Genomic DNA, 14,077 nt, shown 5'->3' on the forward strand with positions numbered 1-14,077 from the left:
CGGGCCTGTCTCCTTGCATTTTGTAATGAATCAGAATGCAGGGAGACAGGCTCCAGACAATTCAACGTATTAGACACAGATAAGGAATACCCCCCATGTCAGAACGTTTACATAATGACGTGGATCCGATCGAAACCCGCGACTGGCTACAGGCGATCGAATCGGTCATCCGTGAAGAAGGTGTTGAGCGTGCGCAGTTCCTGATCGATCAGGTGCTGAGCGAAGCGCGTAAAGGCGGCGTGAATGTCGCTGCAGGCTCTGCTGTCAGCAACTACATTAACTCTATCGCCGTTGAAGAAGAGCCGGACTATCCGGGCAATACCTCTCTGGAGCGTCGTATCCGTTCCGCAATTCGCTGGAACGCCATGATGGCGGTACTGCGGGCGTCGAAAAAAGATCTGGAGCTGGGCGGTCACCTTTCGTCTTTCCAGTCCTCGGCGACGATTTATGAAGTGTGCTTCAACCATTTCTTCCGCGCGCGCAATGATAAAGACGGCGGCGATCTGGTTTACTTCCAGGGCCATATTTCTCCGGGCGTTTATTCACGCGCCTTCCTGGAAGGTCGTCTGACTGAAGAACAGATGAATAACTTCCGTCAGGAAGTGCATGGCAAAGGCCTCTCTTCCTACCCGCATCCTAAACTGATGCCGGATTTCTGGCAGTTCCCGACCGTTTCTATGGGCCTGGGCCCGCTGTCGGCGATCTATCAGGCGAAGTTCCTGAAATATCTGGAGCACCGCGGCCTGAAAGATACCTCCGCCCAGACCGTTTACGCTTTCCTTGGCGATGGCGAAATGGATGAGCCGGAATCTAAAGGCGCTATCACTATCGCTACCCGCGAGAAGCTGGACAACCTGGTCTTTGTCATCAACTGTAACCTGCAGCGTCTGGATGGTCCGGTAACCGGCAACGGCAAGATCATCAACGAACTGGAAGGCATCTTTGGCGGCGCCGGCTGGGAAGTGATCAAGGTTATCTGGGGCAGCCGTTGGGATGAACTGCTGCGTAAAGATACCAGCGGCAAGCTGATCCAGCTGATGAACGAAACCGTTGACGGCGACTATCAGACCTTTAAATCCCGCAACGGCGCCTATGTGCGCGAGCACTTCTTCGGTAAATATCCGGAAACCGCTGAGCTGGTGAAAGATATGTCCGACGACGAGATTTTTGCGCTGAACCGCGGCGGCCACGATCCGAAGAAAATCTATGCGGCGTTGAAAAAAGCGCAGGATACCAAAGGCAAGCCGACGGTCATTCTGGCGCATACCATTAAAGGCTATGGTATGGGCGACACCGCAGAAGGTAAAAACATCGCTCACCAGGTGAAGAAGATGAACATGCAGGGCGTGCGCTACGTCCGCGATCGCTTCAATGTACCGGTAACCGATGAAAACCTGGAAACGCTGCCGTACATTACTTTCCAGGAAGGTTCTGAAGAGTACAACTACCTGCACGGTCAGCGTCAAAAGCTGGGCGGTTATCTGCCAAGTCGTCAGCCGAACTTCTCTGAGAAGCTTGAACTGCCGACAATGGAGGATTTCGCTCCGCTGCTGGAAGAACAGAATAAAGAGATCTCTACCACCATCGCCTTTGTCCGTGCGCTGAACGTGATGCTGAAGAACAAGTCGATCAAAGATCGTCTGGTGCCGATCATCGCTGACGAAGCGCGTACCTTTGGTATGGAAGGCCTGTTCCGTCAGATTGGTATTTACAGCCCGAACGGCCAGCAGTACACGCCGCAGGACCGTGAGCAGGTTGCTTACTATAAAGAAGATGAGAAAGGCCAGATTCTGCAGGAAGGGATCAACGAGCTGGGCGCAGGCGCGTCCTGGCTGGCTGCTGCGACCTCTTACAGCACCAACAACCTGCCGATGATTCCGTTCTACATTTACTACTCCATGTTCGGCTTCCAGCGTATCGGCGATCTCTGCTGGGCGGCGGGCGACCAACAGGCGCGTGGCTTCCTGGTTGGCGGCACCTCCGGTCGTACCACCCTGAACGGCGAAGGTCTGCAGCATGAAGATGGTCACAGCCACATCCAGGCGCTGACTATTCCGAACTGTATCTCCTACGATCCGGCTTATGCCTATGAAGTCGCGGTGATCATGCAGGACGGCCTGACGCGCATGTACGGCGAAGCGCAGGAAAATATTTACTACTACATCACCACGCTGAACGAAAACTACCATATGCCGGCGATGCCGCAGGGCGCAGAAGAGGGTATCCGTAAGGGTATCTACAAGCTGGAAACCCTGGAAGGCAGCAAAGGTAAAGTGCAGCTGCTGGGCTCTGGCGCCATCCTGCGTCACGTACGCGAAGCCGCAGAGATCCTGGCGAAAGATTACGGCATCGGCTCTGACATTTACAGCGTGACCTCCTTCACCGAACTGGCGCGTGACGGCCAGGATTGTGAACGCTGGAATATGCTGCATCCGACAGAAAAAGCCCGCGTGCCTTATATCGCTCAGGTGATGAATGATGCACCGGCCGTTGCGTCTACCGACTACATGAAACTGTTTGCTGAACAGGTTCGCAGCTATATCCCGGCCAGCGACTATCGCGTACTGGGCACCGACGGCTTTGGCCGTTCTGACAGCCGTGAAAACCTGCGTCACCACTTCGAAGTGGATGCATCCTATGTGGTGGTAGCAGCGCTGGGCGAACTGGCTAAACGCGGCGAAATCGAGAAGAAAGTGGTGGCGGACGCCATTACCAAATTCAATATCGATGCAGATAAAGTCAACCCGCGTCTGGCATAAGAGGTAAAGATAAATGGCTATCGAAATTAATGTCCCGGACATCGGCGCCGATGAAGTTGAAGTGACCGAAATCCTGGTAAAGGTTGGCGATAAAGTTGAGGCGGAACAGTCACTGATCACCGTTGAAGGCGACAAAGCCTCAATGGAAGTGCCTTCGCCGCAGGCTGGCGTGGTCAAAGAGATTAAGGTTAACACCGGCGACAAAGTTGAAACCGGCTCGCTGATTATGATCTTTGAGGCAGAGGCTGCCGCGAATGCGCAGCCAGCACCGGCCGCTGAGAAAAAGGCTGACGCACAGCCAGCGCCAGCCGCCGCTGCAGAAAGCAAAGAGGTTAATGTCCCGGACATCGGCAGCGACGAAGTCGAAGTGACCGAAATCCTGGTTAAAGTTGGCGACAAAGTCGAAGCGGAACAGTCGCTGATCACCGTTGAAGGCGATAAAGCCTCAATGGAAGTACCGGCGCCGTTCGCAGGTACGGTTAAAGAGATCAAAATCAACACCGGCGATAAAGTCAGCACCGGCTCGCTGATTATGGTATTCGAAACCGCAGCTTCCGGCAGCGCGGCGGCGGCCAAACCGCAGGCGAAAGAGGAAGCGGCCACTGCGCCTGCGGCCTCCGGCGGTTCGGCCACCAAAGAGGTGAACGTTCCGGACATCGGTGGCGATGAAGTTGAAGTGACCGAAATTCTGGTGAAGGCGGGTGATAAAGTCACCGCCGAGCAGTCGCTGATCACCGTTGAAGGCGATAAAGCCTCAATGGAAGTACCGGCGCCGTTCGCGGGTACGGTTAAAGAGATCAAAATCAACACCGGCGATAAAGTCAGCACCGGCTCGCTGATTATGCTGTTTGAAGTGGAAGGCGCACCAGCTCCGGCTCCGGCAGCGCAGAAAGAAACGTCGGCGCCGGCAGCTAAAGCTGAGCAGGCGGCTCCGGCTGCATCCGCTCCGGCAAAAGCATCCGCTAAAGATGAATTTGCTGAGAACGACGCCTATGTACACGCTACGCCGGTTATCCGTCGTCTGGCGCGTGAATTCGGCGTCAACCTGGCGAAAGTCAAAGGCACCGGCCGTAAAGGACGTATTCTGAAAGAAGACGTACAGGCCTACGTGAAAGATGCGGTGAAACGCGCTGAATCCGCGCCAGCCGCCGCTACCGGCGGTGGTTTGCCGGGCATGCTGCCGTGGCCGAAGGTTGACTTCAGCAAGTTTGGTGAAGTGGAAGTCGTTGAGCTGGGACGTATCCAGAAAATTTCTGGCGCTAACCTGAGCCGTAACTGGGTCATGATCCCGCACGTTACGCACTTCGATAAAACCGATATTACCGAGCTGGAAGCGTTCCGTAAGCAGCAGAACGTCGAAGCCGAGAAGCGTAAGCTGGATGTGAAGATCACCCCGGTTGTCTTCATCATGAAAGCGGCCGCTGCCGCGCTGGAGCAGATGCCGCGCTTCAACAGTTCGCTGTCTGAAGATGGCCAGAAGCTGACGCTGAAAAAATACATCAACATCGGCGTGGCGGTTGATACGCCGAATGGTCTGGTGGTTCCGGTGTTCAAGGATGTTAACAAGAAAGGCATCATTGAGCTCTCCCGCGAGCTGATGGCTATCTCCAAAAAAGCGCGTGACGGTAAGCTGACCGCTGGCGAAATGCAGGGTGGCTGTTTCACTATCTCCAGCATCGGCGGCCTGGGCACTACCCACTTCGCGCCGATTGTGAACGCGCCGGAAGTCGCTATTTTGGGCGTTTCCAAGTCCGCAATGGAGCCGGTGTGGAATGGTAAAGAGTTTATGCCGCGTCTGATGCTGCCGATCTCTCTGTCCTTCGACCATCGTGTAATCGATGGTGCTGATGGTGCGCGTTTCATCACCATCATCAACAACACCTTAAGCGATATTCGCCGCCTGGTGATGTAATAACCATAAAGGCCGGCTTATGCCGGCCTTTTGACAGGTGAGGTTATTAGCGCTGAGCCTGGCTGAAATAAGGGAAATGGGATCTTACTGAGCCGAAGCGGTTTGCAGTCTGTTAACAATTCTGTAAACTCTTGCGGTGAACGCGTCCCGGTGGATGAAGGGCGTACTGTGAATCAGGTAAGTGACGTCTGACCGCCGGATAGTCAATTAAGAGGTCATGATGAGTACAGAGATTAAAACCCAGGTCGTCGTGCTTGGGGCAGGTCCTGCGGGCTACTCTGCAGCCTTTCGCTGCGCGGATTTAGGTCTGGAGACCGTACTGGTAGAGCGTTTCAGCACCCTTGGCGGTGTTTGTCTTAACGTGGGCTGTATCCCTTCTAAAGCGCTGCTGCACGTAGCGAAAGTTATCGAAGAAGCGAAAGCGCTGGCGGAACACGGCATCGTTTTCGGTGAACCGCAAACCGACATTGACAAGATCCGTACCTGGAAAGAAAAAGTCATCAACCAGCTGACCGGCGGTCTGTCTGGCATGGCGAAAGGTCGTAAAGTCAAAGTGGTTAACGGTCTCGGTAAATTTACCGGCGCGAATACGCTGGTGGTTGAAGGCGAAAACGGCGCGACCACAATCAACTTCGATAATGCCATTATTGCGGCGGGTTCACGTCCGATTCAGCTACCTTTCATTCCTCATGAAGATCCCCGCGTTTGGGACTCTACGGTTGCGCTTGAGCTGAAAGAAGTGCCGAAGCGTATGCTGGTGATGGGCGGCGGTATTATCGGCCTGGAAATGGGCACCGTTTATCACGCGCTGGGTTCAGAAATTGACGTGGTTGAGATGTTCGACCAGGTTATCCCGGCCGCCGATAAAGACGTGGTTAAAGTCTTTACTAAACGCATCAGCAAGAAATTCAATCTGATGCTGGAAACCAAGGTTACCGCGGTTGAAGCCAAAGAAGACGGCATCTACGTTTCTATGGAAGGCAAAAAAGCGCCGGCTGAAGCGCAGCGTTACGACGCGGTGCTGGTCGCTATCGGTCGCGTGCCGAACGGCAAAAACCTGGATGCTGGTAAAGCGGGCGTAGAAGTGGACGATCGCGGCTTTATCCGCGTTGATAAGCAGATGCGTACTAACGTGCCGCACATTTACGCCATTGGCGACATCGTCGGTCAGCCGATGCTGGCGCATAAAGGCGTACACGAAGGTCACGTTGCGGCAGAAGTTATCGCCGGTAAGAAACACTACTTCGATCCGAAAGTGATCCCGTCCATCGCCTATACCGAACCGGAAGTAGCATGGGTTGGCCTGACCGAGAAAGAAGCGAAAGAGAAAGGCATCAGCTATGAAACGGCCACCTTCCCGTGGGCTGCTTCCGGCCGTGCTATCGCTTCTGACTGTGCAGACGGTATGACCAAGCTGATTTTCGATAAAGAAACGCATCGCGTGATCGGCGGCGCCATTGTCGGCACCAACGGCGGCGAGCTGCTGGGCGAAATCGGCCTGGCGATCGAAATGGGCTGTGATGCGGAAGATATTGCGCTGACCATTCATGCTCACCCGACGCTTCATGAGTCGGTTGGCCTGGCGGCGGAAATTTTTGAAGGTAGCATTACCGACCTGCCTAATCCGAAAGCGAAGAAAAAATAACGTTTTTGTAGGTAGATAAAAGCTAACGGCTCCGAAAGGGGCCGTTTTTTATTAGGTAAAGCAAAAGACGGGATAATTTTTCTGTTGATGCTTTTATTTTGTGATAAAGCGACAGGTGCTGGTAGACGTCGGTTGTTATTATCCAAAAGTCTTCAAAATCAAAGAAATAGTGTTATTTAAAAAAGTGGAATTTACTGGTGGATTTTTGCTCCTTGTTTTTTGTTTTTAAAATCAGTGAGATAATTTTAGAGTGTTCCCCGCGCCAGCGGGGATAAACCGACCATAATCGCCGAGCGCAGCAGTTCTTTTATGTGTTCCCCGCGCCAGCGGGGATAAACCGCGTTTTATAACCGCCCAACAGAACAGCGCGATGTGTTCCCCGCGCCAGCGGGGATAAACCGCCGCTTCTAATACGGTAGACGCCACGCCCGTCGTGTTCCCCGCGCCAGCGGGGATAAACCTTCGCCCAGCTCGGCCGCAATGGGTAAAACGCGGTGTTCCCCGCGCCAGCGGGGATAAACCGGCTCATTTCACAGGTTAGGGTTCGGTGTGTTTGTGTTCCCCGCGCCAGCGGGGATAAACCGCAACCGAGGCGACCGTGACAGCCACCATGATCGTGTTCCCCGCGCCAGCGGGGATAAACCGCTGCCGCGCGAGTTCTGTCATGTTGCCCCGAGGTGTTCCCCGCGCCAGCGGGGATAAACCGGCCGTCCGTGAGTCGATGGTGAATACCTACGAGTGTTCCCCGCGCCAGCGGGGATAAACCGGCTATCTGTATACCGTGGATGATGAGTTTGCCGTGTTCCCCGCGCCAGCGGGGATAAACCGGTTAATAACAATGTCTGAAAAATTGATAGGTGGTGTTCCCCGCGCCAGCGGGGATAAACCGCGTTCGACACCGACACTGACAACGGCGCGCTACTGGCCGTGTTCCCCGCGCCAGCGGGGATAAACCGCAGATGCGTTCTACAACAGGGCTCATCAGGAGGTGTTCCCCGCGCCAGCGGGGATAAACCGCCTGGCGTCGGGGAATGAAGCACCGATGGGAGGTGTTCCCCGCGCCAGCGGGGATAAACCGCAACGGGTGAGTAATTCTGCTCAATATAGTGGGTGTTCCCCGCGCCAGCGGGGATAAACCGCGACCAATTCTGTCAGAGACATCGAGAATTATGTGTTCCCCGCGCCAGCGGGGATAAACCGGAAATTCTGTCGTTCACCACCTCCCGAAACCCGTGTTCCCCGCGCCAGCGGGGATAAACCGCGTCCACCAGCGAGGTTTGGTGGCCGGAGAATGTGTTCCCCGCGCCAGCGGGGATAAACCGGTTCCATTTTCAACCTTGTTTAATTTATCCTTGTGTTCCCCGCGCCAGCGGGGATAAACCGCGCGCTGCTCGTGGGCGAACCACCAAAAAGAGTGTTCCCCGCGCCAGCGGGGATAAACCGAATACGACGAGCTATGCCCGGCTTCTTCTTGAGTGTTCCCCGCGCCAGCGGGGATAAACCGGTGCCCGACAGCGAAATTAACTGGGAGCAGTTGTGTTCCCCGCGCCAGCGGGGATAAACCGGTATATTGCGACCAGTCCATGTCAGTCATTACGTGTTCCCCGCGCCAGCGGGGATAAACCGCGGCCAGTAAATAAAAAAGAACCAAAACCGCTGTGTTCCCCGCGCCAGCGGGGATAAACCGATGAATTTGAACATATTTACCTCGGCGTGCCGGTGTTCCCCGCGCCAGCGGGGATAAACCGGCGGCATTTGATATGGCACGGTTAATAATTTCGTGTTCCCCGCGCCAGCGGGGATAAACCGTTTTCCAGAGCGTTCCTGCGCGCGGGCGATGAGTGTTCCCCGCGCCAGCGGGGATAAACCGCAGGAAATGATCGCCTGCCTTAAGGGTCAAATGTGTTCCCCGCGCCAGCGGGGATAAACCGGTTTTCAATACGTGTACGCCATTCTTTGAAAAGTGTTCCCCGCGCCAGCGGGGATAAACCGGAGGCGCTGCTTATGTTTGATGAGCTGAGCAAGTGTTCCCCGCGCCAGCGGGGATAAACCGGAATCCGTTATCATCAAAATGCGCCTTTATTTGTGTTCCCCGCGCCAGCGGGGATAAACCGAGCTTTTAATGTCTAACACAGAATTTCCTGCTGTGTTCCCCGCGCCAGCGGGGATAAACCGACCCGAAAACGCCGAAAGGTAAGGCGTACACCGTGTTCCCCGCGCCAGCGGGGATAAACCGTGAACCTGACTTATCCGACAGCCTCCGGCAATGTGTTCCCCGCACCAGCGGGGATAAACCGCTACCGGCGAGAAAGGTCGCCCCGGACGTGGCGTGTTCCCTGCGCCAGCGGGGATAAACCGCCTGTCCCGCTCAATACCATACCATCAACAGCAAATGCCGCTTGTGCCCACCGAACGCTTCTGTGAAGCCTAATGGCGCATCTGGCGTATGGTGCAGATCTTTATCTTACGGCACTGCTTTTGAGCTGGCTGGGTTAAATTTTTTATTCAATGCCGGGGCGACACCTGAGGAATTTCCTGCGGGCCAGACTGGTTTTTAATGCGCGCTCGCTGACAGTGACAGGCCCTGACGGGAAAGCGTGAAACAGATAAATATTGTCGAAAATAACGACAGGATTCACTATAGCTAATTCACTAATTCACTAATTCACTAATTCACTAATTAACTGATATAAATGGTTTTTTATGGTTGATGTCTAAATAAAGTTGTGCAATCGTGCAGGCGACAGTTTCCATCATAAGGATATGATGTATGAGCTTCAGCCTGCCCGGAACCGATCTTTATTATCTGCCGCGCGACGATTTGGCCCCGGAGAAATATGAGGAAATTGTCTCTCCTCATTCCGCCTGGTCACGAATCGACAGCCAATATGTTTTTGATGACCGTCCGCTTTTGTGTTTTCAGCTTATCAATATGTATGAACGCGCCTTTAACGGCTATACAAACCAGCCGCCGCCGCACGGGCCACGGGAGCGGGAAAAGCTAAAAAGTATGATTTACTGCGGCGAGGCGGTGATGCTCGGCGGATTTTCTGCCTTAAAAGGCCGGCTGTTTTATATCAACGACGATGGCGAGCTGATTTGCCGCGACCCGCTGGTGTTTAAGTTTAACGGGGCGCAGGATATTATCCGTGAATATAAAAGATCGGTTGCCCGCCGGGACTACAGCAGCAGGGGCGGAAAGCCACGTCCCACCGTTTTACCTGCCCGGCAGGCCGGGATAAAGCAGCCCGTTCCGCTCAGTACTATCAACAGTAAAGCCGCCGGTGGAATTTATAACGGCAACCCTGAAGGATTCAGACAGACTGCAGAGCAGCTGGGAGGCGATGCGCCTGCCGGTTATGACCAGATGATATCTGACCAGGCCAAAGGGTTGCTTATTGCGGGCGCCTCAATAGCGGCTGGCCTGACACTGGGCAGAATGCCTGTCAGTAAAACCAGGGTAAAAGGAGCTGTGGCGAAAGCGGAGGCTGTGGCTGGTAATTCGCTGAAAAATATCGGGAATAGCACCGCCAAAAATTTGTTTAAAAATAGAGCGGAAACACAAGCTAGTATCGATCAGAAATTAGCTAACTACCTGTTGAATAAAGATAACCCCGTTGGAAGCAGCAAGGCGGAATGGTTCGATAGCGCTCTTGGTTTTAACACAACAAATTCAGGTGAGCTTACAAAATAAATAATCTTTGATGCCACTAAAGCTATCAAAACAGCAGAAACGCAGTTTGGTACTAAATATGTCAAATGATGCCAATAACTGGTCTGAATGGTAGAACTATTAACATTAAATTTGGTTGGATTAGGAATAATGATGGATTTGTCAGGCTCGTAACCGCTATTCCGGCCCAAAAATGAAAATTTATCGGAATTTACTTTATGTTAAAAGAATATGATGTAGTAAAAGCAAAAAAAGAGCTGACTAAAAAAGTATTAAAAAATTGTACAGGAGCTATAGTTTTGATATATCAAGAACCTACTTTAGGGTATGAAGTAGATTTCGTGGATAATCAAGGAGATACGTTAGAAGTGCTAACAGTTTACCCTGAAGATGATATTGAACCAGTAAAATTTTGATTCAGCCAGGATAAGGAAGCTTGTCCCGCTCAGTACCATCAATAGCAAAACCGCCGGGAGGCTTCTGGCCGCCGGTAGAATTTATAACGGCAGCTCTGGATTGTTGGATCCTAAAATGCTGAAATAAAGATATAGATAATGATTTTGAAATAAAATTTTTTATTGATTCTAAGTATGAAGAAATCACGGTGGAAATTTGTTATGGGGAAATACTCTACCAATGAAACAAAGATAAAGGCCCTGATAATATTGAAATAGAATTTTTTTCAGACGTCAAAATCTTAGCTGAACAAAATGCCATGAAATTTATCCTGAGTAGGTTCTTACAGATTTTAGCGGAAACAATACAAGAACTGGAAATATCTTAGCCAATACGAATCCCTGCCAACTGGCCGGGATGTTAATGTATAACCAGCCTGCCTGAACTCAAAGTATGACGAATAATAAACAAGGAATGTTAGATGCTGCAGGGCGTAAGAAATACATTCTGGCAGACCATGAGGAACACCCGAACCTATAAAGGGTGGCCAGGCCGAGAAAAATGCGGCAGCGGAAGGCTTCATTCGTGATGTTTTGCACAATCCTGATGTGTTCCCTGCGTCAGGGAGGATCAACCGAACGTCAGCTGTTGAATGTTGATAGGGCGGTGTGTTCTCCGCCCAGGTGACGATAAACTTTTATATCAAAATGAGAGTTTATCGCAGTGGATTCAACTGGAATAAAATAATAGCCTGCCATTATATTTATTGCTGCGCCTTCGGGGATTAATTATTTATTCACTACATTACTACCACATAGTCCGTAGCGCTGGCTGTAATATGACGATTCCCCTGTTGATGACACCAAAATGACGTATGCTGCGGGACGATGCTGCTTTTTGCGAAACTGCTCCAGCGTTTCATCGTCAGGGCAAGCAAAATTTCCTGATTGTTTCTTCCACCACGACAGGCGTACAGACAGGCGACTTTTTTCCCAAACAAAATCACCTTCGCTAACTAGGGGGTGTAACACTCTATTTTCATCCTGCCAGGCAAGATATAGATCAACGCTTTCCTCGCCCAGGCGTGTTGAAAACTCTCGCTCTTTATCCCATAGAAAATCACTGGCTTCTCTGTCGTAGCCTTTATCTCGTCGCAATAAGTTTTGAGCCGCAACAGCGCGTTGGCTTAATATTTTACCGAACGCTATATCAGAAATAGTTAATAAGTCGGAAGGCGCTGTTATTTCTTGTCCATAAACGCCATCGATCAACATTCGGGCGCTTTCGGGCATGCGTATTTCCCCAGCTTGTTTAAGCAGCGCCTGCGTACGCCATAAACAGGCATGATCGGGATAAACGGCTCCGGTGCCGCGCAGTTCCTGTCCCAGCCAGTCCCGTTCCGCCTGCGGCTGCCATTCAGGCGCGAGGATATGCAGCACTGGCGGGTGCCGCTCATCAGGCAAAGTGGTTTTACATTTTCCCTGTACATTGCGGATATGACGCTGCAAACGGCCTGCTCGTTGAATAAGTAAATCGATGGGCGCTAAATCAGAGATCATCCAGTCAAAATCGAGATCCAGACTCTGCTCAACAACCTGCGTTGCAATTAGCACTTTCCCGCGACGTTCCGAAACCGGCGCATCCTTGCCGAACCAGCTTAACGTTTTTTCTTCAATCGCCATTCGATCCGCAAAGGCAAAACGGCTATGGAACAACAATAGGTCCTGCTCGGGTATTTTCGCTTCATTTAGGAGCTGCCGAAAAACATTCAGCGCATCGTCAACGGTATTTCGAATCCAGCAAACGCATCCGCCGAATTCCACTACCTGATAAATAATATCCAGCGCATCTTTGCACGTATGGATCCAGTTCACAGCTACCGTACGCTTTACTTCCGAACGCGTTGTTAGCGGTTGTTCTGAAAGGCCAGCAGAAGAAAGATGACTTAACCATGGGTAACTGGCTTCTTCACTAATATTTGTGGTGGGGTATCCGGCTCCTTCATTAAATGCGCAGATTAATTTTTCTCGCAGTGCGGCGGGTAATGTCGCGCTTAAAATGATGGCGCTGCCGCCCTGGGCGGCATGAAAGCGGAGCAGCCCCTCCAGCAGCTTCACCATATAACCATCGTAGGCATGCACCTCATCCAGCAACAAAATTTTGTCGAGCATTCCCAGCAGACGCAAGGATTGATGGCGAAATGGCATCACCGCCATCAGTAGCTGATCCAGTGTGCCAACGCCAACTTCCGCCAGTAAGGCTTTTTTACGCGAATCGGCAAACCAGGCATGGCATTCCGCCTGCGCACTGCTTTCATTGCGCGCATAATCTTCAGCCTGATTTTTTTCACCGGGTTGCCAGATGGACTGCTGAAAAGAGGCGGCCATTTCGCGCCCGCCATGCGCCAGTATCAGCGAGGGTCTGGCATCATCAACAAACAGCGCGCGATAAGCTTTTGCCAGTCGCGAGTACATCGCGTTAGCGGTCGCCATCGTCGGCAGACCGACATATAACCCTTTCCCTTTACCGGCAGATAATAAACGATGGGTCAGAATCATCGCTGCCTCAGTTTTTCCAGCACCTGTGACATCTTCCATAATAATCAGCTGTGGGCCAGACGCTGAAATATCCAGCGTAGCCGCTCGTTGCTGGAGCGGCGTTAGCGTTTTGATAAACGGGAACAGTGCCTGATGGCTGGTATAATGACTATATGCTGATAAAGGCGGGATATTTTCAATCGCTCGCCGGGCTTTTTCGCAGGCGAGCGGCCAATAATCTTGCAGGGTAACCGGAGCGGCAATAAGCGGAAACTGAGTTTCGTCAGATCCTATCCAGTCCGCCAACGTCATTATGCCGGCAAAAAACCAGCTTTGCTGCCTTAAAATTTTTTTTGCTGTTTTTTTCTGCCATTCCTGCGGCAGTGTGAAAGGAAACAGCTGGCTCAACGTCTCAAGATAATTTTTGGCGGCAACGATATCGTCGCCGTCGAACGCCAGCGGGCTGCTATTTTTTAACGTATCTGGAGGAATGCCATGATGTCCGGTGCTAATGGATAACCAGATAGTTAACGCGCTTTCAAATTTTTCGCGATCTTCTCGGGCAACATTAGAAATTATTTGATTGCTATCACTACACCAGTCTTTAAATAATCTATCCCATAAATAAAAGCCCAGCGAATCATGGCGTTCAGGCGCGAAAATATGGCTTACAGGCGGAGCTAATGGCGAATCAGGAAACACAGCATATTTTTGAAATCCCCTGGCGAACTTACCTATATCATGGCAGGCGAAGAGCCAGGCAATCCAGTTAGCGGTATCTTTCTCAGCAATGCCACATTTATGAAGCATGTTATTAATATTAAAGATATTATGTTTAACTAAATAATATCCGCATGCGGCGACATCAAGGCAGTGATAGGGCAGCAGATGATAAGGATCATTTTTATTGTTGCTGGATTTGTTAGTTTTTCCCCAGTAGAGAAGAAAGTCAGGAGTTGTTAACACCGTCATGTTTTTATCCTACACCTTATACGGAATAATGCTGACGATTTTAATATGCTACCAGAATGAACTGAACACAATTTTATACAACGCTTATATGAATGTAATTAAGATTAAAGTCTATTTTCCCCCGCTGACGGGGAAGCGCTCTGTTAAAGATTGTATAACTGGTGTTTTATCCCTGTAAGCATC

General features: G+C 51.5%; 6 protein-coding genes and 1 CRISPR repeat array. Of the genes, 5 read left to right on the plus strand and 1 reads right to left on the minus strand.

All coding sequences use genetic code 11. The annotated features are described in order from the left end of the window. Positions 1-95 precede the first annotated feature (95 nt). From aceE to COO59_RS11320, 5 genes are all read left to right on the plus strand, one after another. The gene (aceE, locus tag COO59_RS11300; protein ID WP_103059891.1) at positions 96-2,759 is read left to right on the plus strand and encodes a pyruvate dehydrogenase (acetyl-transferring), homodimeric type; all 2,664 of its coding nucleotides are present in this window, start codon (positions 96-98) and stop codon (positions 2,757-2,759) included. Positions 2,760-2,772: 13 nt separating this feature from the next. Further along, a complete protein-coding gene (gene aceF, locus COO59_RS11305; RefSeq protein ID WP_103059892.1) occupies positions 2,773-4,671 on the plus strand; it encodes a pyruvate dehydrogenase complex dihydrolipoyllysine-residue acetyltransferase in 1,899 nt (632 codons plus the stop codon). A gap of 220 nt (positions 4,672-4,891) precedes the next feature. Further along, positions 4,892-6,316 (plus strand): dihydrolipoyl dehydrogenase, encoded by a 1,425-nt coding sequence (lpdA, locus tag COO59_RS11310; RefSeq protein WP_103059893.1) that lies wholly within the window; start codon positions 4,892-4,894, stop codon positions 6,314-6,316. A gap of 250 nt (positions 6,317-6,566) precedes the next feature. Next, positions 6,567-8,674: a CRISPR direct-repeat array (repeat unit 29 nt; unit sequence GTGTTCCCCGCGCCAGCGGGGATAAACCG). A gap of 412 nt (positions 8,675-9,086) precedes the next feature. After that, positions 9,087-10,010 (plus strand): DUF8093 domain-containing protein, encoded by a 924-nt coding sequence (locus COO59_RS11315; protein ID WP_103059894.1) that lies wholly within the window; start codon positions 9,087-9,089, stop codon positions 10,008-10,010. Positions 10,011-10,207: 197 nt separating this feature from the next. Further along, complete coding sequence (locus COO59_RS11320) at positions 10,208-10,405, plus strand: DUF4926 domain-containing protein (RefSeq protein ID WP_103059895.1); 198 nt, start codon at positions 10,208-10,210, stop codon at positions 10,403-10,405. Between the two features lie 768 nt (positions 10,406-11,173). On the opposite strand, the gene COO59_RS11330 is transcribed toward COO59_RS11320, so the two are convergent. After that, on the minus strand, positions 11,174-13,894 hold the full coding sequence (locus tag COO59_RS11330) for a CRISPR-associated helicase/endonuclease Cas3 (RefSeq protein WP_103059896.1): 2,721 nt from the start codon (positions 13,892-13,894) through the stop codon (positions 11,174-11,176). Positions 13,895-14,077 lie beyond the last annotated feature (183 nt).

The organism is Mixta theicola (assembly GCF_002895925.1).
GTDB lineage: Bacteria > Pseudomonadota > Gammaproteobacteria > Enterobacterales > Enterobacteriaceae > Mixta > Mixta theicola.

Bases quoted from the DNA above. Each gene is read 5' to 3' on its own strand.
- lpdA (WP_103059893.1), top strand. From the start codon at position 4,892: ATGAGTACAGAGATTAAAACCCAGGTCGTCGTGCTTGGGGCAGGTCCT.
- COO59_RS11330 (WP_103059896.1), bottom strand. From the start codon at position 13,894: ATGACGGTGTTAACAACTCCTGACTTTCTTCTCTACTGGGGAAAAACT.
- aceE (WP_103059891.1), top strand. From the start codon at position 96: ATGTCAGAACGTTTACATAATGACGTGGATCCGATCGAAACCCGCGAC.
- aceF (WP_103059892.1), top strand. From the start codon at position 2,773: ATGGCTATCGAAATTAATGTCCCGGACATCGGCGCCGATGAAGTTGAA.
- COO59_RS11320 (WP_103059895.1), top strand. From the start codon at position 10,208: ATGTTAAAAGAATATGATGTAGTAAAAGCAAAAAAAGAGCTGACTAAA.
- COO59_RS11315 (WP_103059894.1), top strand. From the start codon at position 9,087: ATGAGCTTCAGCCTGCCCGGAACCGATCTTTATTATCTGCCGCGCGAC.